The sequence below is a fragment of the Streptomyces sp. NBC_01298 genome (genome assembly GCF_035978755.1).
GTDB lineage: Bacteria > Actinomycetota > Actinomycetes > Streptomycetales > Streptomycetaceae > Streptomyces.
In genome coordinates, this window is the sequence record NZ_CP108414.1 from 1,573,627 (window position 1) to 1,593,776 (window position 20,150).

The 20,150-nt window shown below is 74.0% G+C and carries 18 protein-coding genes; 6 read left to right on the top strand and 12 right to left on the bottom strand.

What is annotated here, in order from left to right:
- Positions 1–26: 26 nt before the first annotated feature.
- Positions 27–749: a cysteine hydrolase family protein gene (locus OG730_RS07235; protein ID WP_327303420.1), complete on the bottom strand. Its 723-nt coding sequence runs from the start codon at positions 747–749 to the stop codon at positions 27–29.
- 196 nt (positions 750–945) lie between these two features.
- Between OG730_RS07235 and OG730_RS07240 the strand changes: the two genes are divergently transcribed.
- Together OG730_RS07240 and OG730_RS07245 are read left to right on the top strand one after the other, a co-directional pair.
- Positions 946–1,950, top strand: coding sequence for a GlxA family transcriptional regulator (locus OG730_RS07240; protein WP_327303421.1), 1,005 nt, complete (start codon positions 946–948; stop codon positions 1,948–1,950).
- Positions 1,947–4,781, top strand: coding sequence for a SpoIIE family protein phosphatase (locus tag OG730_RS07245; protein WP_327303422.1), 2,835 nt, complete (start codon positions 1,947–1,949; stop codon positions 4,779–4,781). The genes OG730_RS07240 and OG730_RS07245 overlap by 4 nt, the downstream gene beginning before the upstream one ends.
- Positions 4,782–4,852: 71 nt before the next feature.
- On the opposite strand, the gene OG730_RS07250 is transcribed toward OG730_RS07245, so the two are convergent.
- The 3 genes from OG730_RS07250 to recQ form a co-directional block, all read right to left on the bottom strand.
- Positions 4,853–5,443, bottom strand: coding sequence for a GNAT family N-acetyltransferase (locus OG730_RS07250; RefSeq protein WP_327303423.1), 591 nt, complete (start codon positions 5,441–5,443; stop codon positions 4,853–4,855).
- Between the two features lie 57 nt (positions 5,444–5,500).
- Positions 5,501–7,552 (bottom strand): SpoIIE family protein phosphatase, encoded by a 2,052-nt coding sequence (locus tag OG730_RS07255; RefSeq protein ID WP_327303424.1) that lies wholly within the window; start codon positions 7,550–7,552, stop codon positions 5,501–5,503.
- Positions 7,553–7,691: 139 nt separating this feature from the next.
- A complete protein-coding gene (recQ, locus tag OG730_RS07260) occupies positions 7,692–9,806 on the bottom strand; it encodes a DNA helicase RecQ (protein ID WP_327303425.1) in 2,115 nt (704 codons plus the stop codon).
- A 177-nt stretch (positions 9,807–9,983) separates the two neighbouring features.
- Between recQ and OG730_RS07265 the strand changes: the two genes are divergently transcribed.
- The 3 genes from OG730_RS07265 (at position 9,984) to OG730_RS07275 (ending at position 12,745) form a co-directional block, all read left to right on the top strand.
- Entirely contained in the window at positions 9,984–10,754 is a 771-nt protein-coding gene (locus tag OG730_RS07265; RefSeq protein ID WP_327303426.1) for a maleate cis-trans isomerase family protein, read from the top strand.
- Between the two features lie 116 nt (positions 10,755–10,870).
- Entirely contained in the window at positions 10,871–11,695 is an 825-nt protein-coding gene (locus tag OG730_RS07270; protein ID WP_327303427.1) for a PP2C family protein-serine/threonine phosphatase, read from the top strand.
- Positions 11,696–11,797: 102 nt separating this feature from the next.
- A complete protein-coding gene (locus OG730_RS07275) occupies positions 11,798–12,745 on the top strand; it encodes an MASE1 domain-containing protein (protein WP_327309182.1) in 948 nt (315 codons plus the stop codon).
- A 42-nt stretch (positions 12,746–12,787) separates the two neighbouring features.
- On the opposite strand, the gene OG730_RS07280 is transcribed toward OG730_RS07275, so the two are convergent.
- Together OG730_RS07280 and OG730_RS07285 are read right to left on the bottom strand one after the other, a co-directional pair.
- Positions 12,788–14,008 carry an amino acid aminotransferase gene (locus OG730_RS07280; protein WP_327303428.1) on the bottom strand — a complete coding sequence of 407 codons (1,221 nt, stop codon included), beginning with the start codon at positions 14,006–14,008 and terminating at the stop codon, positions 12,788–12,790.
- Positions 14,001–14,978, bottom strand: coding sequence for a DMT family transporter (locus OG730_RS07285; protein ID WP_327303429.1), 978 nt, complete (start codon positions 14,976–14,978; stop codon positions 14,001–14,003). The genes OG730_RS07280 and OG730_RS07285 overlap by 8 nt, the downstream gene beginning before the upstream one ends.
- Positions 14,979–15,113: 135 nt before the next feature.
- On the opposite strand from OG730_RS07285, the gene OG730_RS07290 reads away from it, so the two are divergent.
- Positions 15,114–15,602 carry an Lrp/AsnC family transcriptional regulator gene (locus OG730_RS07290; protein WP_327303430.1) on the top strand — a complete coding sequence of 163 codons (489 nt, stop codon included), beginning with the start codon at positions 15,114–15,116 and terminating at the stop codon, positions 15,600–15,602.
- A gap of 39 nt (positions 15,603–15,641) precedes the next feature.
- Here the strand turns inward: OG730_RS07290 and OG730_RS07295 are convergent, their stop codons facing one another.
- The 6 genes from OG730_RS07295 to OG730_RS07320 all read right to left on the bottom strand — a co-directional run bounded on the left by OG730_RS07295 (position 15,642) and on the right by OG730_RS07320 (position 20,023).
- Positions 15,642–17,327 carry an alpha/beta fold hydrolase gene (locus OG730_RS07295; protein ID WP_327303431.1) on the bottom strand — a complete coding sequence of 562 codons (1,686 nt, stop codon included), beginning with the start codon at positions 17,325–17,327 and terminating at the stop codon, positions 15,642–15,644.
- Positions 17,328–17,428: 101 nt separating this feature from the next.
- A complete protein-coding gene (locus OG730_RS07300) occupies positions 17,429–17,986 on the bottom strand; it encodes a TetR/AcrR family transcriptional regulator (RefSeq protein WP_327303432.1) in 558 nt (185 codons plus the stop codon).
- A gap of 125 nt (positions 17,987–18,111) precedes the next feature.
- Positions 18,112–18,624: an O-acetyl-ADP-ribose deacetylase gene (locus tag OG730_RS07305; RefSeq protein WP_327303433.1), complete on the bottom strand. Its 513-nt coding sequence runs from the start codon at positions 18,622–18,624 to the stop codon at positions 18,112–18,114.
- Positions 18,625–18,699: 75 nt separating this feature from the next.
- Positions 18,700–19,236, bottom strand: a complete 537-nt coding sequence (locus tag OG730_RS07310; RefSeq protein WP_327309183.1) for a cation:proton antiporter domain-containing protein — start codon at positions 19,234–19,236, stop codon at positions 18,700–18,702.
- Positions 19,237–19,314: 78 nt separating this feature from the next.
- Entirely contained in the window at positions 19,315–19,818 is a 504-nt protein-coding gene (locus OG730_RS07315) for a MarR family winged helix-turn-helix transcriptional regulator (protein WP_327303434.1), read from the bottom strand.
- A 10-nt stretch (positions 19,819–19,828) separates the two neighbouring features.
- Positions 19,829–20,023 (bottom strand): hypothetical protein, encoded by a 195-nt coding sequence (locus OG730_RS07320; protein ID WP_327303435.1) that lies wholly within the window; start codon positions 20,021–20,023, stop codon positions 19,829–19,831.
- Between the last annotated feature and the right edge of the window lie 127 nt (positions 20,024–20,150).

Genomic DNA, 20,150 nt, shown 5'->3' on the forward strand with positions numbered 1-20,150 from the left:
GCCGTTCTCCCACGGGGCGCACAGGCTCAGGCCTGGGCCTGAGCCTTGGCCGCGGCCAGGAGCTGGGCCGTGGTGACGATGCGGGCGAAGCCGCCGCCCTGGAGGTTGACCGCGGTGGCGGTGGCGAGCTGGTCGGCCGTCAGCCGGGGCGCGTCCGGGCCGGGTTCGGCGGCCAGGTCGAAGGTGTGGGTGGCGTCGAGCGGCACGAGGACCTCGTAGCCCAGGTTCCCGGCCATCCGGGCCGTGGTCTCGACGCACATGTTCGTCTGGATGCCGGAGATGACGAGCTGTCCGACGCCCTGGGCGGTGAGCCAGTCGGCGAGGTCCGGGGTGCCGTAGAAGGAGGAGTTCACGGACTTGGTGACGTGCAGGGCCGCCCCGCCGGCCCGCTCGGCGACGAAGTCCTTGAGGGCGTACCCCGGCTGGTCGGGGGCGAGGACCGATCCGGCGGTGCGGGAGGCGTGCCGCACGAGCACGACCGGGCGGCCGGTCTCCTGCCAGGCGTCCATCAGCGCGGCGATGTTCCCCTCGGCGGCCGGGTTGTTGCGCGGCCCCCAGAAGTCGGAGTCGTCGAAGCCCTGTTGGACATCGATGACCAGGAGGGCGCTGTTCGCGGCGATCTCGACGGCGGTCGCGGTCGTGGTCGCCGCCTCGGTGGCGGCGGTGGTGGCGGCCTCGGTGGCGGTGGCGGTGGTCGCGGCCTCGGTGGCGGTGGCGGTGGCGGTCTCGGGTGCGGTCTCGTTCGTCATGCCCTCATCCTGGGCGCCGCCTCCCCCTCGAACCAGTACCGCCCGGACCGGGAACCGATGGGATCCTGCCACCGTGGCAGTCGGGTCCCGGCGAGGTCCCCGGTGGGGCTCCGCCCCAGGTCGGGGGCGTCTCGGCGGCATTTTCCGGGGGCTCGGGCCTCCCCTTCCGGCGGGCCTCCGTGGCAGACTCTCGGCCATGCACCGCGTCGCGATCGTCGCCCAGCCCGGCATCCGCGCTTTCGACCTGGCCGTCATCACCGAGGTCTGGGGGCATGACCGCGGCCACCGCGGGGTACCGCCCTTCGAGCTGCGCCGGTGCGCCCTCGACATCGGCCCGATCCCGCTCCCCGGCGGGCTCTCCCTGACCCCGGACCGCGGGCTCGACTGGCTCGCCCGCGCCGACCTCGTCGTGGTCCCCGCGCTGGACCGGCCCGGTGACCCGACGCCCGAGCCGGTGCTCGCCGCCCTGCGGGACGCCCACGCCCGGGGCATCGTGGTGGCCGCCCTGTGCGCGGGCGCCTTCATCCTCGCCGAGGCCGGGCTACTGGCGGGCCGCCGGGCCGTGACGCACTGGTCGCTCGCCCCGGCGCTGGCCGGCCGGTACCCCGCCGTGCGCGTCGAGGAGGCCCCGCTCTACGTCGGGGACGACGGGCTGTGGACCTCCGCCGGAGTCGCCTCCGGCATCGACCTCTGCCTGCACCTGGTCCGCGAGGCCCACGGCTCCGAGGCGGCCGCGGCCATCGCCCGCGCGATGGTGACCGGCCCCTTCCGCACCGGCGAGCACGCCCAGTACCTGGACCGCCCGACCCCGGTCGCCGACCGGACCGCCGAGGCGCTGGCCCTCGTACGGGAGCGGGCGCTCGGGCGGCTGCACGAGGCGCTGGACGTGGCCACCCTGGCCCGGTGGGCCGGGATGTCTCCGCGTTCCTTCGCCCGGCACTTCGCCGCGGCGACCGGCACAACCCCGCACAAATGGCTCCTGGGCCACCGTCTGGACGAAGCGCGCAAACTGCTGGAGCGCACCGATCACCCGGTCACCGAGGTGGCCCGGCGGGCCGGATTCGCCAGCGAGGTCACCTTCCGCCAGCACTTCACCTCGTACGTCGGCACGAGCCCCCGTGCGTACCGCGCGGCCGCTACCGCACCAGGACCCCCGGGGCCTCCCCCAAACCGCGCCGACAGTGTTAGAAATGGCTCATGACCGGACGTTTTGGGCCACCCAGGGGCTCCGAAGGAGCGCCCGGGGACGAGCCCCCGCCCGAGGACGGGTCCCCACCCGGAACCGGGCCCGGACGCTCCCGTCGCTCCCGGCTGTTCGCGCACCTCTCGCTCGGCGCCCGCAGCGTCGCCGGCCAGGTCTTCGCCCTCCAGGCCGTCCTCGTGCTGGTGCTGATCACGGCCGCCGCCACGGCCCTGTTCTTCCAGGCCCGGTACGACAGCCAGCGCGACGCCCGCAACCGCTCCCTGGCCGCCGCCGAGGCCTTCGCGCACGCTCCCGGCCTCCCGGCGGCCCTGGAGTCCGCCGACCCGACCGCGGAGCTCCAGCCGCTGGCCGAGGGAGCCCGCCGGGCCTCGGGCGTCGATTTCATCGCCGTCATGACCACCGACGGGATCCGGTACACCGACTCCCGGCCCGAGCTGATCGGGCACCGCGCCACCGGTGACCTCTCGCGCGCCGTGGCCGGACAGCCCTTCACCGAGACGTTCGAGGGGAAGCCGAGCGACGTGGTCCGCGCCGTGGTCCCCGTACGGGATTCCACGGGCGCCGTGGTCGGCCTGGTGGCCACCGGCATCGAGGTCGCGAACGTCGGCGACGGGGTCGAGGGCCAGCTGCCCCTGCTCCTCGGCGCGGCCACGGCCGCCCTGCTCCTGGGCACCGGCGGCGCGTTCCTCGTCAGCCGCCGGCTGCGGCGCCAGACCCGGGGCCTCGGCGAGGCCGAGATGACCCGGATGAACGAACACCACGAAGCGGTTCTGCACGCCGTCCGCGAGGGCGTCCTGATCATCGACGCCGAGGGCCGGCTGCTGCTCGCCAACGACGAGGCCCGCCGCCTCCTCGACCTGCCCGCCGATGCCGAGCTGCGGCACGTGGGCGAGCTCGGCCTCGATCCGCCGACGGCCGCGCTGCTGGCCTCCGGGCGGGCCGCCACCGACGAGGTCCACCGGGCGGGCGACCGGCTCCTCGCCGTGAACGTACGACCCACCAAGCCCTACGGGGGCCGCCCGACGGGCACCGTGACCACCCTGCGCGACTCCACCGAGCTCGCCGCGCTCTCCGGCCGGGCCGCGGTCGCCCGCGACCGCCTCCAGCTGCTCTACGACGCCGGTGTGCGCATCGGGACCACCCTGGACGTGGTGCGCACCGCCGAGGAGCTCTCCGAGGTCGCGGTGCCGCGGTTCGCGGACTTCGTCACCGTCGAGCTGCTGGAGCCGGTGCTGCGCGGCGAGGAGCCCGGCGGCGGGACGCACACCGAGATGCGCCGGGCCGCCATCTGCGGGATCCGCGCCGAATCCCCGCTCCAGCCGGTGGGCGACGTCATCCGCTTCGTGGTGCCGACCGCGCCGATGGCGACGGCCCTGGACGCCGGGCGGGCGGTCCTCGCGGCCAATCTGAACTCCGCCGTCGGCTGGCGGGCCCAGGACCGCGACGGCACCCGGGTGGCCCTGGACTACGGGCTGCACTCGCTGATCTCCGTACCGCTCCAGGCTCGCGGGGTGGTCCTCGGCATGGCCAACTTCTGGCGGGCCGACACTCCCGAGCCCTTCGACGAGGAGGACCTGTCCTTCGCCGAGGAGCTGGCGGCGCGGGCCGCGGTCTCCATCGACAACGCCCGCCGCTTCACCCGCGAGCACGCGGTGGCGGTGACCCTCCAGCGCAGTCTGCTGCCGCGGGTGCTGCCCGATCTGAGCGCCGTGGACGTCGCCTTCCGGTACCTGCCGGCGAAGGCGGGGGTGGGCGGGGACTGGTTCGACGTGATCCCGCTCGCCGGGGCCCGGGTCGCGCTGGTCGTCGGCGACGTGGTGGGCCACGGGGTGCACGCCGCCGCCACCATGGGCCGGCTGCGGACCGCCGTGCACAACTTCTCCACGCTCGACATGCCGCCCGACGAGCTGCTGGGCCACCTCGACGAGCTGATCGACCGGATCGACCAGGACGAGTCCTCGGCCGACGAGGGCGCCGGGGACGGCGAGTCCGCGGGCGTCACCGGCGCCACCTGCCTGTACGCGGTGTACGACCCGGTGTCCGGCCACTGCGCCATGGCGAGCGCCGGTCACCCCGGCCCGGCCCTGGTCCGGCCCGACGGCCGGGTCGAGTACCCCGAGCTGCCGATCGGGCTGCCGCTGGGCGTCGGCGGGATGCCCTTCGAGGCCGTGGAGCTGCGCCTGCCCGAGGCGAGCCGGCTCGTCCTGTTCACCGACGGGCTGCTGGAGGACCGGGACCGGGACTTCGACACCGGCCTCGCCCTGCTGACCGAGGCCCTGTCCCGGTCGGACCGGAGCCCCGACCAGGCCTGTTCGGACGTACTGGCCTCACTGCTGTTCCCGGCTCCGAGCGATGACATCGCCCTGCTCATCGCCGACACCCGGCGGCTCCCGGCCGACCGGATCGCGGAGTGGGAGGTGCTCCCGGACCCCTCGGACGTGTCCCGGGTCCGCCGGGCGGGCTCCGCGCAGCTCACCGAGTGGGGCCTGGGGGAGGTCACCTTCACCGCCGAGCTCATCCTCAGCGAGCTGATCACCAACGCCATCCGCTACGGGACCCCGCCGATCCGGGTCCGGCTGCTCCGGGACCGCACGCTGATCTGCGAGATCTCCGACGGCAGCAGCACCTCGCCGCACCTGCGCTACGCGGCCACGACCGACGAGGGCGGGCGCGGCCTGTTCCTCGTCGCCCAGTACGCGGAGCGCTGGGGCACCCGTTACACGGACCGCGGCAAGGTGATCTGGGCGGAGCTGCCCCTGGCGGGCGGGGCGGAGCCGGCGCCCCCGGCCGTCGTGGACCTGGAGGCCCTGGAGGACCTGGCCTGGTAGCGGGGGCGGCGGCGGCCCGGGTTTCGGGACCGGGCGTGGGGCGGGCCTCAGAAGCGGGCGTGGGGCGTGCCTCAGAGCCGGGCGGCCAGCCGGGCCTTCGTCTCCGGCCATTCGTCGGCCAGCAGGGAGAAGTACACGCTGTCGCGCCAGGTGCCGTCCGGACGCCGGCGGTGGCGGCGCAGGACGCCTTCGCGCTGAGCCCCGAGGCGGGCGATGGCGGCCTGGGAGCGGGTGTTGAGGTGGTCCGTCTTGAGCTGGACCCGGCCCATGCCGAGGTCTTCGAAGGCGTGCGTGAGCAGGAGCAGCTTGGACTCGGTGTTGACGGCGCTGCGCCAGTACGCGCGCCCGTACCAGGTCCAGCCGATCTCCAGGCGTTCGTCGGCCGGGCTGATGTCGAGGTACGTGGTCCAGCCGATGGCCTTGCCGCTCGCGAGGTGGATGACGGCGAAGGGCAGGTAGTCGCCCGCGAGCACGTCGTCGAGCCTGTCGCCCAGCTCCTCCCGCGTCTGCGGCGCGGGGCCGCCCTGCCAGCGCCAGACCTCCTCGTCGCGGCCGCCGGCCTCGTACAGGTCGGGGAGGTGGCTCCTGGTCAGCGGCTCCAGGCGGACGTGGCGGCCGGTGAGCGTGATGGGGGACGGCGACTTGGCAGACTTGGCAGACATGGCAGCGAAGATAGCTCCAGGTTGCGCTAGATACAAACGAATATCGATCTAGTGCAATCACCGCATCCGGGCCAGCAGCACCGCCACGTCGTCCTGCGGGGCCTCCGGGAGGAGATGCTCGAGGATCGTGTCGCACAGGGCCTCCAGCGGCTCCCCCGCGCCCCTCAGGGCGCCCGCCAGCCCCGCCATCCCCTCGTCCAGGTCCCGGTCCCGGGACTCGATGAGGCCGTCCGTGTAGAGCACGAGCAGGCTGCCCGGGGCGAGCCGGACCTCCTCCGTGCGGAACTCCCGTCCGCCCGTGCCGAGCGGGGTTCCCGGCGGGCCGTCCAGGAAGGTCACGACCCCGTCCGCCGTGACCACGGCCGGCGGCGGGTGTCCGGCGCGGGCGATGACGCACGCGCCCGTCACCGGGTCGTGGACGGCGTAGACGCAGGTGGCCATCTCGTCCTCGCCGAGGTCGGCCACCACCGCGTCCAGCGAGCGCAGCATCTGCTCCGGGGTCACCTGGTGCCGCGCCAGGGTCCGCACGGCGGTGCGCAGCTGGCCCATGACGGCGGCCGCGTGGATGCCGTGGCCCATCACGTCGCCGATCACCAGGCCGGTCCGGCCGTCCGGCAGCTCGATCACGTCGAACCAGTCCCCGCCGACGTCGTGGTCGCTGGCCGGCAGGTAGCGGCCGGTCAGCTCCAGGCCGGCGACCTCGGGCAGCGCGTTGTTGCTCAGGCTCCGCTGCAGCGTCAGGGCCGCCGCGCGCTGGGTGGTGTACATCCGGGCGTTGTCGATGTTCAGGGCCGCCCGGGCCACCACCTCGTCGATGAGCACGCAGTCCTCGTGGTCGAAGACGTCGCGCCCGCGCACCCGGGTCACCACCACCACCCCGAGCACCCGGCCGCGGGCCACCAGCGGGACCATCCGGGCGCAGCCGAGGGTGGCGAGGTAGGCGCGCAGCGCTGCCGCGCGCGGGTCCTTGATCAGGGCGGGGATGTCGGCCGTGAAGAGGTTCATCGCCTGGCCCTCGGTGATGACCTGCTCGTAGGCGGTGTGGGCCGGGATCTGGAAGGTCTGCCCGGCGACCAGTTTGGCGGTGGGCGCGGCCGGGTCCGGGAAGAGGGACGCCAGGCGCCGCAGCAGGCCCCGGGTGGACGCGCCGGCCTCGTCCGGGTCCAGTACGGCTTCCAGGAGCTGTACGTCGGCCGAGTCCGCGAGCTGCGGTACCAGCACCTCCGCGAGCTCCTGGGCCGTCTGCCCCAGGTCCAGCGTGGTGCCGATGCGGGTACCGGCCTCGGCGAGCAGGGCGAACCGGCTGCGCGCCCGCTCGGCCTCCGCCTGGGCGCGCTGCCCGTCGGTGATGTCGATGAGGGAGGCGATCAGCCCGAGCCGCCGCCCGGAGCCGTCCAGCAGCGGGGCGTAGGAACAGGACCAGGTCCGGTCGTGGTCGGGGTCGGCGGGGGTGCGGCCGGTGCGGCGGACGTCCACGACGGCGGAGCCGCACTCCAGCACCTTGCGCATGAGCCGTTCGAGCGCGACGGCGTTGACCCCGGGCACGACCTCGGTGAGCCGTTTGCCGATGTGCTCCGCGGCGGACACCCCGTTCATCCGGGCGAGGGCGTCGTTGACGCGCAGGAAGCGCAGGTCGGGGCCGAGGGTGCCGAGACCGATCGGCGACTGGGTGAACAGGCTCTGCAGCGCGGCGAGCGAATCGCGCATCCCGAGGACCTCGGAGGTCTCCACGGCGATGAGTATGGACCCGGTGCGCCCCTGCGGATCCGGGGAGGGCAGGATCCACATCTCCATGGGGACCTGGTGGCCGTCGCGGTGGCGCACGGGCAGGGTGCCGACGACCGTCTCCCCGGCCTGGACCCGGCGGGTCAGCTGGTCGGCGAGCTCGTGGTTGGCGTCGGGGACGAGCACGTCGGAGCCCGGCCGGCCGAGGATGTCCTCGGGGCGGTGGCCGAGCAGGTCCTGGGCGGCCAGCGACCACTCGACGACGAGCCCGTCGGCGTCCTCCCGCCACAGGGCGATCGGCAGCAGCTCGCTCAGTACGCCCGCGTACCCGACAGCAGCCACCGGCTGGTCCGGTACCTCGCTCGTCTCCTGGTACGTGTCCAATGCGCCGACCTCACCCCAGGGGGCCCGATTCCTACCGATTCACCCTATCCGAGCCGCCGCCGACCGGCGCTGTGTCAGGCCGGACGGGCGGGATCGCGGCGACCGGGCCGCCGCTTCCCCCGTGGTCTGCTCCCGTCGTCTACTCCCAGTCGTCCCAGGGCGGGTCGATGTCCTCGTCCTCCGGGCCGAAGAGGGACTCCTCCGCCCGCGGGGCCTGCTGCGTCTGGGCGGGCACGGCCGGGACGGCCGCAGCAGCGGCCGGGGCGGTCCGGGAGGCCGCGGCCGTCCGGGGGGCCGGGGCGGTCTGGGGGGCCGGGGCGGTCTGGGGGGCCGGGGCGGTCTGGGGGGCCGGGGCGGCCGCGGTCTCCGCCGCCGCGCCGCCCGTGTCCGGCTCGGGCCGCGCGCCGCCCAGGGTCTTCAGGATGCCCTCGGCGTACTTGGCGAGCTTCGCCTCGCCGACTCCGTTGACCGTGCCCAGCTCCGCGACCGTCGCGGGCAGCTGCGTCGCGATCTCCCGCAGCGTCGCGTCGTGGAAGACGACGTACGCCGGTACGCCCTGCTCCCGCGCGGTCTCGGCGCGCCACGCCCGGAGGGACTCGAACACCGGCACGGCGGCAGCCGGCAGGTCGACCGGTACCCGGCCGCCCTTCCCGGAGCGCGATCCGGACTCCTTGCGGGAGGAACCGGCCGGCGGCGCCGTCTCCTTGCGCATCGGGACGCTCCGGCGGCCGCCCAGCACCTCGCCGCTGGGCTCGGTCAGCACCAGAGTGCCGTAGTCGCCCTCCACCGCCAGCAGGCCGAGCGCCAGCAGCTGCCGGACGACCCCGCGCCACTCGTTGGTGCCCAGGTCGGCGCCGATGCCGAACACGGAGAGGCCGTCGTGGTCGAACTGGATGACCTTGGCCGTCTTCTTGCCCTGGAGGATGTCGATGATCTGGCCGGCGCCGAACTTCTGGCGCCGCTCCTTGGCCAGCCGCCACACCGTGGACAGCAGCTTCTGCGCCGCGACCGTGCCGTCCCAGGACTCGGCGGGCGTCAGGCAGGTGTCGCAGTTCCCGCAGTCCGGCGCGCCGGTCTGCCCGAAGTAGGCCAGCAGCCGCACCCGGCGGCAGCCGACCGTCTCGCACAGCGCGAGCATCGCCTCCAGGTGTCCGGCCAGCGCGCGGCGGTGCGCCTCGTCGCCCTCGGAGCCCTCGATCATCTTGCGCTGCTGGACCACGTCCTGGAGCCCGTACGCCAGCCAGGCCGTGGCCGGCTCGCCGTCGCGGCCGGCGCGGCCGGTCTCCTGGTAGTAGCCCTCGACCGATTTGGGCAGGTCAAGGTGGGCCACGAAGCGCACGTCCGGCTTGTCGATGCCCATGCCGAACGCGATCGTGGCCACCACCACGACCCCGTCCTCCCGCAGGAACTTCGACTGGTTCGCCGCGCGCGCCCGGGAGTCCATGCCCGCGTGGTAGGGCACGGCGTCGATGCCCTGCTCGACCAGGGCGGCCGCCGTCTTCTCCACCGAGGCGCGCGAGAGGCAGTACACGACCCCGGCGTCCCCGGGGTGCTCGGTGCGGATCAGCTCCAGCAGCTGCTTGACCGGGTTGTTCTTCGCCACGATCCGGTACTGGATGTTCGGCCGGTCGAAGCCGGCCACGAAGTGGCGGGCGTCCTCCAGGCCCAGGCGCGCCGCGATCTCGGCGTGCGTGGCCTCGGTGGCCGTCGCGGTCAGCGCGATCCGGGGCACCTTCGGCCAGCGCTCGTGCAGCATGGACAGCGCGAGGTAGTCGGGCCGGAAGTCGTGGCCCCACTGGGCGACGCAGTGCGCCTCGTCGATGGCGAAGAGCGAGACCGTGCCCCGGTCGAGCAGCCGCTGCGTCCCTTCGGTGCGCAGCCGCTCGGGCGCCAGGTAGAGCAGGTCGAGCTCGCCCGCGAGGAAGGCCTGCTCGACCGCGCGCCGGTCGTCGGACAGCTGCGTCGAATTGAGGAACCCGGCCCGCACCCCGAGCGCGTTGAGGGCGTCCACCTGGTCCTGCATCAGGGCGATCAGCGGGGAGATCACCACTCCGGTGCCCTCTCTGACCAGCGCCGGGATCTGGTAGCAGAGCGATTTGCCGCCGCCGGTGGGCATCAGCACCAGCGCGTCGCCGCCGCCGGCGACGTGCTCGATGATCTGCTGCTGCTCGCCGCGGAACGAGTCGTACCCGAAGACGCGGTGGAGCACCTGCTGGGCGTCGGGGATATCGACGGCTGCTTCCGAAGTGGTCATCCCAGAAGCCTAGCGACCTCCTCGGACACATCCGCCCGGATCGCCTCGGCCCTGTGGATATCCAGGAGGGGAGGCACGGCCCCGCACGCGGCGGCGCGGCCGGACACCTCGACGGCCCGACCGGTGACACAGTAGAAGTTCTCCCGTATATCTCCCGGCCTCCGAGAGGAACACGCGATGTGGCAGCCCGACGGGTGGGACGTGCGCGTCCGCCTCGGCGTCCTCACCCCGCACGCCGATGTCGGCCCCGAGTCGGAGCTGCGCGCCATGGCTCCCGCCGACGTGGGCCTGCACACCGCCCGGGTGCCGTTCCGTGCGATGGGGCGCGGCGGCGCGATGGACTCCACCATTCCGCTGGCCCCCGTACGGGCCTTCGCCGAGCCCCCGCACCTGGACGATGCCGCCGAGCTGCTGGCCGCCGCCCCGGTGGCGGTGATCGCCTACGCCTTCACCAGCTCCGCGTATGTCATCGGCCCGCGCGGGGAGGGGTACATGCTGGACCGGCTGCGCGAGCGCACCCACGGCCTGCCCGTGGTCGCCACCTGCGCCGCCACCGTCGAGGCGCTGCGGGCCCTGGACGTGGGCCGGCCCGCCCTCGTGGACCCGCCGTGGTTCGACGAGACGCTGAACGATCTGGGCCGGGGCTATTACGAGGACGCCGGGTTCGAGGTCCCGTACGCGGCTCCCTGCGGCCTGCCCAGCGGGCAGACCCTCATCGGGCCGCGGGCCCTGCACGACTGGGTGGCCGCGCACGTCCCCGACACGGCGGACGCGGTCGTCATCGGCGGCAACGGCTTCCGCGCCGTCGGGGCGATCGCGGCCCTGGAGGCCACCTTGGGACGCCCGGTCCTGACCGCGAACCAGACCCTCCTGTGGGCGGCCCTGCGCGCGGCGGCCACCCCGACGATCCCCGTCACGGACTACGGCCGGCTGTTCTCGACGTCCTGAGGGCCTCCGGCACCTCCCCCGGCCGCGTGCGCGCCGCGGGCCCGGCCGAAATATGATGGGCCCGGGTCTTTCGCGCGGCGGAAGCAGAGGCACATGGACGTATCCCGGAGCGGTCCGTGACCCCGCGTCGGCGTGCCCGGCCCGCCAGCGCGGATCTGCTGAGCATGCTGGGCCGGCTCACCGCCCAGGCGCGGGAAGGCGCGGAGCTGCAGCAGGCGCGGGTGGAGCTGGCCGAGGCCCTGCAGCGCGAGTTGCTGCCCGCCTCCCTGCCCGTCCTGCCGGGGCTGAGGACCGCGGCCCGGTACGCGCCCGCCCGGCGCGGCCTGGACATCGGCGGTGACTGGTACGACGGCTTCCGGGTGGCGGGTGGGGCCCTCGCCTTCTCGATCGGCGACGTGCAGGGGCACGATGTGGCGGCCACCGCCTTCATGGGGCAGGTCCGGGTGTGCCTGCGTGCCGTGGCCGCCGTCGTCCTCGATCCCGGCGAGGTGCTGAGCCAGGCCAATGACGTGCTGCTCTCGATGGACAGCGAGCTGTTCGCCACCTGTAGCCTGCTCCGCTTCGATCCGCGTACGTGGGAGCTCCAGACGGCCCGGGCCGGCCACGTCCCCACCGTCTGGGCCACCGTCGACGGCCGGCGCGGCATCGCGGAGGACGCCGGCGGTCCGCCGCTGGGCACGGTGTCCGGGGCCCGGTACCCGGTGACCCGCCGGAGGCTGACGGAGGCGGGCTCCATCGTCCTGGTCACCGACGGGGTGGTCGAGGGGCCGTCGTTCCCGATCGAGGCGGGGCTGGAGCGCGTGGCCCGGATCGCCGGGGAAGGAGCGGGGGCCGATCCCGGCGAACTGGCCGCCGAGGTGATGAAGGTGACCGATTTCACCGGCCACGCCGACGACGCCGCGGTACTCGTCCTCAGCCACGACGCGGCCGGACCACGCTGACCCGCCACCGCCACCGCACCGGCACCGGCACCGCCACCCCAACCAGCCGACCGTCCACGCGTGTCACGCCCTGCCGGGGCGCCCGGGCCGTTGTCTGATGCAGTGGTGCGCACCGTGGAATGGCGACGTCCGGCCGAAGCCCTCCTTCGGATCCTCGGGGTCGCCGTCGCCTACTACGCGACCGGTCGGCTCGGCCTGCTGCTGCACGTGAGCGTCGACGGGGCGGTGGTCACGCCCCTGTGGCTGCCCACCGGTATCGCCCTCGCCTGCCTGCTGTGGTTCGGGCCCCGGATCTGGCCGGGCATCGCGCTCGGGACCTACCTCGCCATCGAGCGGATCAGTGCGTTCGGCCTCGTCGATCTCGGAATCCTGGCGGGCAACACCCTCGCTCCGCTGTGCGCCTACGCGCTGTTGCGCCGGGCGGACTTCCGCCCCGAGCTGGACCGGCTGCGGGACGGGCTGGCGCTGGTCTTCCTCGGTGGCCTGGTGCCGATGCTGATCAGCTCCACCACCGGGACCTGGACCCTCGTCCTCACCGGCGACCTGGCGCTGCCGCGCTTCTGGCCGGTGTGGTCGGCCTGGTGGGCCGGAGACACGATGGGCATCCTCCTGGTGACCCCGCTGCTGCTGGTCATGCCCCGGGTCCGGCTGCCCAGGGACCCGTCCCGGGCGGCCGAGGCGGCGGCCCTGGCGGTCACGGTCGGCGCCGTCACCCTCACGGCGACCCGCAGCTCCCTGTCCCTGCTCTTCCTCGTCTTTCCCCTGCTGATCTGGGCGGCGGTGCGCTTCCGGCTCCCCGGCAGCGCACCGTGCGCCCTGCTCGTGTCCGTCATCGCGATCACGGCGGCCACCGACCGCACCGGACCCTTCGCCGGCCACACCCTCTTCGAGGTCATGGTCAACCTCCAGGCGCTCAACGGAGCGGCCGCCCTGACCGCGCTGCTGCTGGCGGCCCTGGTCACCGAGCAGGACAACGTCCGCCTGAAGATCGAGGAGGTCTGCGAGGACCTGGCCGAGGTGGTGGCCCGCCTGGCACCGCCGAAGGACTGACCGGCGGCGCCCCACCGGAGACGATCCGATCGGCAGGCCCCCCTATGCCGGCAGGACCGCCCGGGGCCCGTCCGCCGCATCGAGGACCGCCGCGATGCCCCGGGCCAGGCAGGGGATCCGGTGGGCCGGGATTCCCGCGATGTTGATCCGCCCCGAGGTGGTTCCGTAGACGGCGTGCTGCCGGCGCAGCCGGAGCATCTGGTGCGGGGTGAGGGGCAGCATGGAGAACATCCCCTTCTGCCGGGCCAGCGACCGCGCCTGTTCCGTACGGCCCAGCGCGCTCAAGTGGGCTGCCAGATCGGCCCGGTTGGCCATGATCCGGCCCCTCATGACGTCCAGTTCCGCCCGCCAGGCGGCCCGTAGGCCCTCGTCCTCCAGGATCGTGGTCACGACGGCCGCGCCGTGCTCGGGCGGCATCGAGTACAGCGTCCGGGCCGCGTTCTGCAAGGACGTCTCGGCGTGCCGCACGGTCTGGCCCGAGGCGCCGAGAACGATCGCGCAGCCGACGCGGTCGCTGTAGAGGCCGAAGTTCTTGGAGCAGCTGACCGCGATCAGCATTTCCGGTACGCGCTCCGCCAGCATCCGCGTGGCCAGCAGGTCGGCCTCCAGGCCGTCGCCGAGCCCGTGATAGGCGAGGTCGACGAAGGGCACCCAGCCGCCGCGGACGGCCGACTCGGCCAGCGCCTCCCAGTCGTCGGGGAGGGGGTCCACACCCGTGGGGTTGTGGCAGCAGCCCTGGAGCAGGACCACGTCGTCCCGCCGGGCGTCCCGCAGTTCCCGCAGCACGCCGGCCGTATCGAAGCCGCCCCCGGCGTCGCGCCAGCCGTACGGGCGGACCTTCAGCCCGGCGGCCTCCAGGATGGGCCGGTGGTTGACGTAGGCCGGATCGCTGACCCACACCGTGGCGCCCGGGCGGGTCCGGAAGATCAGATCGGCCAGCAGCCGCAGGGCGCCGGAGCCCGCGACGGTCTGGACGGCCGCGGCCCGGTCGGCCGGTCCGCCCGGGTCGGTGCCCAGGACGAGGTCCAGCAGGGAGCGGTTGAAGGCGGTGTTGCCGGAGAGCCCGCGGTACTCCTTGGACTCCGAGCGCTGCGCCAGTCGGATCTCGGCCTCGCGCACGGCGGCCATGACGGGTGTGGTTCCCGTCTGGTCCCGGTAGACGCCGAGGACGAGGTTCAGGCGTTCGGGCCGGTCGTCCGCGCCGAACTCGTAGGTCAGGTCCCACAGCGGGTCGGTGGGCGACGGCGGGAGGAGCTCAAGCATCTGCGGGAACCTTGGATCGGGGGCGGCGGTTGGCGAGGACGACGCCGGAGGTGATGAGGGGCACTCCGACGAGCACGGCGAGGCTCGGAGACTCGCCGAGCAGGGGGACGGCGAGCAGGACGACGGCGACGGGGCTGAGGCTGCCGACGACGGAGCTGCGCTCGGCGCCCAGCCTGCGGATGGCGAAGGCGTACAGCAGGCCCGCGCAGAGCCCGACCCCGAGTCCCTGCACCACCAGGAACAGCAGGATGTCGCTGCCCGCGGCGTGCGCGATGCCCGTCGGGAGCACCCCGGTCAGGACCAGGACTCCGATCACCGCGAAGGAGGGCAGGCACAGCAGTCCGATCGATCCGACGGGATCGAGGTCCACCTCGCGCAGTCCCACCGTGTAGAGGGCCCACAGCCCGCTGGCCACCAGGAGCGTGCCGGTACCCACGAGGACGTCCGTGTCCACCGGAACGACGTGTCGCCAGACGAGGGCGACCACACCGGACGCGATCAGCGCGAGCCCGGCCGCCTGGGCTCCCCGGGGAACCCCGTGTCCGCGGCGGACCATGATCCCGGAGACGAACAGCGGGACCATCCCGGGGACGATCGACCCGACGAAGGCCGCGGAGGTCAGCGCGCCGCCGTGCATCGCCGCCAGGAAGAAGGGCACCCCCGCACCGCAGATGATCTTCAGTGCGACGCCCGGCCGCACCGCGGCGATGCGGCGGCGGCGCCGCCACAAGGCCGGGAGCAGGACGAGGAGGGGGACGCCGAACCGCAGCAGGGCGGCGTCGGCCGGCAGGAGGGAGGAGGCGCTCAGGGCGCGGGCGCTGAGCGCGAAGGCCGCCCAGATCGCCACGGTCAGCAGGAGGGCCAGCATGCCCTCGGCTTGCGGGGAGAGCCCGAACCGGCCGGGGTGTCCGGCCTTCGGGCCCGCCGCGTCGGGAGGCGCGGTCGCCGGGGTGGTGTTCGTCGCGACCAAGGAAATTGCTCCAGCCTCTGAGAACGGACCGGTCCGGACCGTTCGAGGGCAACGCTAGAGCTTCGGGCGGGGCAGCCGATTGCCAGTTCTGCCTCTCAGACATACGTTTGGGGCAGAATCTGCCAAGGAGTGGCCGTGGACGCAGTCGATCTGCAAATCATCAGGGAATTGCAGGCCGACGGACGCCTGTCCAACCAGGATCTCGCCGACCGCGTCCGGCTCTCCCCGTCGCCCTGTCTGCGCCGGGTTCGACGCCTGGAGGAAGCGGGCCTCATCCGCGGCTACACCGCCATGGTCGACCAGGTCGCCTTCGGACTCCCGGTCACCGTGTTCGTCCGGATCCGCCTCGAACGGCACACGGCGGAAGCGGTGAGGCTGTTCGAAGAGCACGTCGCGGGCATCGAGCACATCCAGGACTGCTACCTGATGGCGGGAAGCAGCGACTACCTGCTCCGCGTGGTCATCGAAGACCTCGAAGCCTACGAAGCCCTGGTGCGCCACGCGATCCACGCGATCCCCGGTATCGCCTCGATCGAGTCGAGCTTCGCGTACGGCAGCGTCAAACAGTCCAGGACGTACCCGCGGCCCGCCCCGGGCGCATCGAGGCGAGCACCGTCCTCCTGAGCCGGTCCCGGCGGTCATCCGCTCACGGGGCCCGGCCGGTCATCCGCCGATCGGAGCGGAGGCGGCGGCGAGGTGTTGGGCGACCTGCGCGGGGTGGGTGAGCTGGGGGTAGTGCCCGGCCCCGTCGATCGCGGCCACCGGGTGGCCGACGGCCTCGACCAGCGGATCGGCCGAGCCCACGACGATCCGGACCGGGACGGTCACCCGGTCCAGCAGCGCCCGCGACCGCCGGCGTCCGGCGACGTCCGTGCGCAGGGCCGCGACCACGCGGCGCGCCACGCCGCGACGGCGCAGGTCCGCCGCGGCGCTCTCCACCTCCGCCCCCTCGGGGACACCCAGCGTCCGGGCCAGCCGGGCGGCGGACATCCGGCGCATCATCACCGCGGCCGGGGCCGAGCGGGCCAGCCGGGGAGCGGGTGCCTGCAGGAATGCCGGGGAAATGAGCACGAGTCCGCCGATCCGGTCCGGGTGATCGACGGCGAAGCGCAGCGCGGGCCCGCAGGCCAGGGAATGTGCGACCAGCGTCGGGCGGGTCCGTACCGGGCCCAGCAGATCGGCCAGCCACTCGTCCACCGGCCGGGCCGTGGCGGCCGAGCGGCCCAGGCCCGGCAGGTCGGGGGCCAGGACCGGGCCGGGGAGGTGGGCGGCGAGGGGCGCCCAGAGATCGGCATTCATCGGCAGTCCGTGCAACAGGACGTGGTCGGGGCGGCGGCGCTCACCGCTCACCCAGGTACGGCTGCCGGCCACGTCGGAGAAGCCGTACGGCTTCAGCCAGGGCGATGCGGCGCCGAACCGGGCGGCCACCAGGTCGTCGGCCCACCCGCGCAGGGCTTCGGCGGCCGGGGGCGTCTCCAGGCCGGCGCTCGCCGCGAAGGCGCGGGCGGAGGCCGTCGGGTAGCGATCGGCGGACAGGAACGCCAGCGTCTCGGGATCGGCGCCGGTCAGCTTGCTCGGCAGGCGCCGCAGCAGACCGGCGGGAACGGCCCGCCGAGGTGCCCGTACGCCGGTGTGGTCGGCGATCGTACCGATCAGCTCGGGCAGGAGCGGGGTGCTGTCGTCGAGCACCCAGTAGTGCTCCCCCGCGGGCGCTGCGGGGACCTCCGCGAGGAACCGTACGAAATAGTCGATCGTGGTGATCGGCAGGAAGGTGTCGCGGCCGCCGGGCAGGGCGGGAAGCCGGCCGTTCCACAGGTCCTCGACGAGGGAGGCCAGACCGATGTACTGGCCCGGCCCGATCACCGTGCTGGGGTTCGCGATGGTCAGCGGGACCCCCAGGGCGCGAGCCCGGGCGCGCACCGCGAGATCACCTTCGAACTTCGACGCCTCGTACGCCCCCAGCCCTGCGTAGTCGGGGTGGCCCTCGGACGCGCTCACCCGGTACCCGCTGATGTGCACCAGCCGCCGCAGTCCGGGCAGTTCCGCGGCCCATTCGAGCACGTTGAGCGCCCCGGTGACGTTGGTCGCCCGCGCCTCCCGCACGCCCAGGCCGAAGGCGAAGCGGCCGGCGGCGTTGTAGACGTCGCGCACCTCGGGCAGTCCCGAGAGCGGTCGCGTGATGTCGGCGGTGACGATGTCCAGCCCGCCCGTGTCGACGCCCTGGGCGGTCAGCCAGGGGGTGAGGGTGTCGTTGCGTACGGCTGCCGCCACCCGCTTGCCCCGGGTGAGCAGTTCGGCGACGAGCGAGCGGCCGATGAAGCCGGTCGCGCCGAAGACGATCGCGTCCATGAGACTCCTTGAAGAGATCCGGCTCGAATGGATCCGGTTCGAATAGATCGGTCTACATATTTTGAGGTCAAAAAGAAGCCCGCCTCTCGAGGCGGGCCGCATCAGCCCAGCAGGGCGTCGATCTGACGGGAGACGCTGTCCAGCGGCCCCCTGCTCCGGTGCGCCCGGGCCAGCAGGAGCGCCCCCTCCACCAGGGCCAGGATCGTGACGGCGAGGTCGTCGGCGTCCGGACGGCCCGCCAGCTGTGCGCCCAGGGCCTCCTGCCACGAGGCATAGACCTCCGAACAGGCCTCGTGCAACGGGTCGTTGGTGGCGGCCATCTCCAGCGCCACCGTGGCCACCGGACATCCCTTGCGCCAGCCCGACTCCTCCAGCCGGTCACCCAGGTGCCGCAGCACCCCGCCGACGAACTCCGCCGCGGACGGACCGGAGTCGGCGAGCCCCCCGAGGGCATCGCCGATCATTCCCCCGGCCCGCCGGACGGACTCGCCGACCAGCTGGTCCTTACCGCCGGGAAAGTGGAAGTAGAGCGAGCCGCGGGGCGCACCACTGGCCGCGATCACTTGGTTGAGCCCGGCGCCGAAGTATCCCCCGGTCTCGATCAGCTCCTGCGTCGCGTCCAGCAGCCGGTCGCGCGTCTCGGCACCCTTCTGTCCCATGGCGCGATACTAGACCGATCTACATATTCCTTCAATCGCCCCTCCCGGCCCGGCCGCCCCTCCCGCCCCTCCCGCCCCTCCCGCCCCTCCCGACCCTCCCGACCCTCCCGACCCGGCCGGGCCGGTCAGGCGTCCACCGCTGCCGCGAACGCCTCGTAGGCCCGCTCGTCGAAGAGGACGAACCGCACCTCCGCCACCTCGGTCCGGGCCGCCCGTACGGTCTCCACCGCGATCCGCGCCCCGTCGTCCATCGGCCAGCCGTAGATGCCGGTGGAGATCGCGGGGAAGGCGACCGTACGGGCTCCCAGTTCGTCGGCGACCCGCAGGGACTCCCGGTAGCAGGAGGCCAGCAGCTCCGAGCGGTCCTCCTCGCGGGACCAGACCGGGCCGACGGTGTGGATGACGTGCTCCGCCGGGAGCCGGCCGGCCGTGGTGGCGACGGCCCGCCCCGTCGCCAGGCCCTTCCCGTAGTGGGAGCGGCGCAGGTCCTCGCAGGCGGCCAGGATCTCCGGGCCGCCGCGCCGGTGGATGGCTCCGTCGACCCCGCCGCCGCCGAGGAGCGAGGAGTTCGCGGCGTTGACCACCGCGTCGGCCTCCTCGGCGGTGATGTCGCCCTGAACGAGTGTGATGCGCGGCATCAGGCTTCCTTCCTTCGCTGATACGGCATACGGCATGCGGCATGCGGCATGCGGCATGCGGCATGCGCCGTGGGATCAGCGAGTTGTCGTCTCGGTCACTTCGCGGTTCTGCGGGGGGACGTTACGCGGCTCCGGCCGGGTCGGGGTGCTGGTGGCGGCGGCTTTGGCGGTGACGGCTCCGGCGGATGCGGCTCCGGCCGTCGTGGTGGCGGGCAGGATCCGGCTCAGCAGCGGACCGGTGAGCGCGGTGGTCGCCACCGCCCTCACCACCATCAGCGAGTGCGGCTTCGCGTCCAGGAGACCGAGCTCCAGACCCACGCCGAGAACGACCCGTTCGGTGAGTCCGCGCGTGTTCAACAGGGCGCCGAGCGCGGCCGCGTGGCGGCCGTCCAGCCCTCCGACGCGTGCGCCGACGTACGCGCCGGCGAACTTCCCGGTGACGGCCACGACCAGGATGGCGGCCGGCTGACCGAGGTCCGACGCGTTCAGGCGGGAGAGATCGACCCCGCGGCCGGACAGGACGAAGTACACGGGCAACAGGAGCATGCCGCACAGCGGCAGGGTGGAGCAGGGGGACGTCCATACATTGACCCGTCCCCCGCCGCGCAGGATGCCTAGGTCGAGCTCGCTGCCGACGAGGAACGTGAACGGCCCGGGACTCGGTCACAGCGCCCCGGATGGCGTCCGCCGCTACCCGCCCCTGCCCTCCGCCTCCTCCAGCCGGGCGGCGAGGCGGGTGAGGGCGGGCAGGGCCTCGCGGAGCGCCGTGCGGTCGGCATCGGGCAGGGCCGTCAGCGCGTGTTCCAGGCGGCGTTCGTGGGCGCGGGTCCAGGCGGCCAGCCGCAGCCGGCCGGCGTCGGTGGCGCTGACGGCCGCGGCACGCCGGTCCTCGCTGTCCACCTCGCGGGTCACCAGCCCGTTCGTGGCCATCGTGGCGACGAGTCCGCTCACCGTGGACTGCGCGAGGCGCTGGCGGGCGGCGAGTTCGCTGACCCGGACCGGGGAGTGTTCGACGCAGACCTGGAGGAGTTCCACCTGGGCCATGGGCAGCTGCTCCCAGGGGTACTCCGTACGGATCGAGGCGCGCAGTGCACGGCGCAGGCGGGTGACGGCGGCGGTCAGGGCCCGGGCTTCGGGTGAGTCCGCGCCGGGCCGTGCGTCCGGGGCGCCGGGCGTGCCCGGCATGGGTGCCATGCCCACCACGCTACTCGCGCTCCGCCGCGGCGGCCGGGGGCGGAGCCGCGCCCGCGCCCCTCCCGGACCCCGCGACGGCCGTCGCGGCGGCCATGGCGGCGGCCGCGGCCAGCAGGGTCAGCACCGCGAGGTGTCCGCCGCCGCCCGTGTGCGGGGCCAGGGGGACGAGGGCGACGCCGATCGCCGTGCCGAGCCGGCGGGCCATGTTGATCAGGCCGCCGCCGGGCCGCCCTGCCGCTGTGCGCGACCCTCGCCTTCTGGGCCCGGTCCCGCCGTACGGCCGTCACCGCGCGGAGCCTCGCACCGGAGGCGGTAGCGCCCCCCGCCACCAC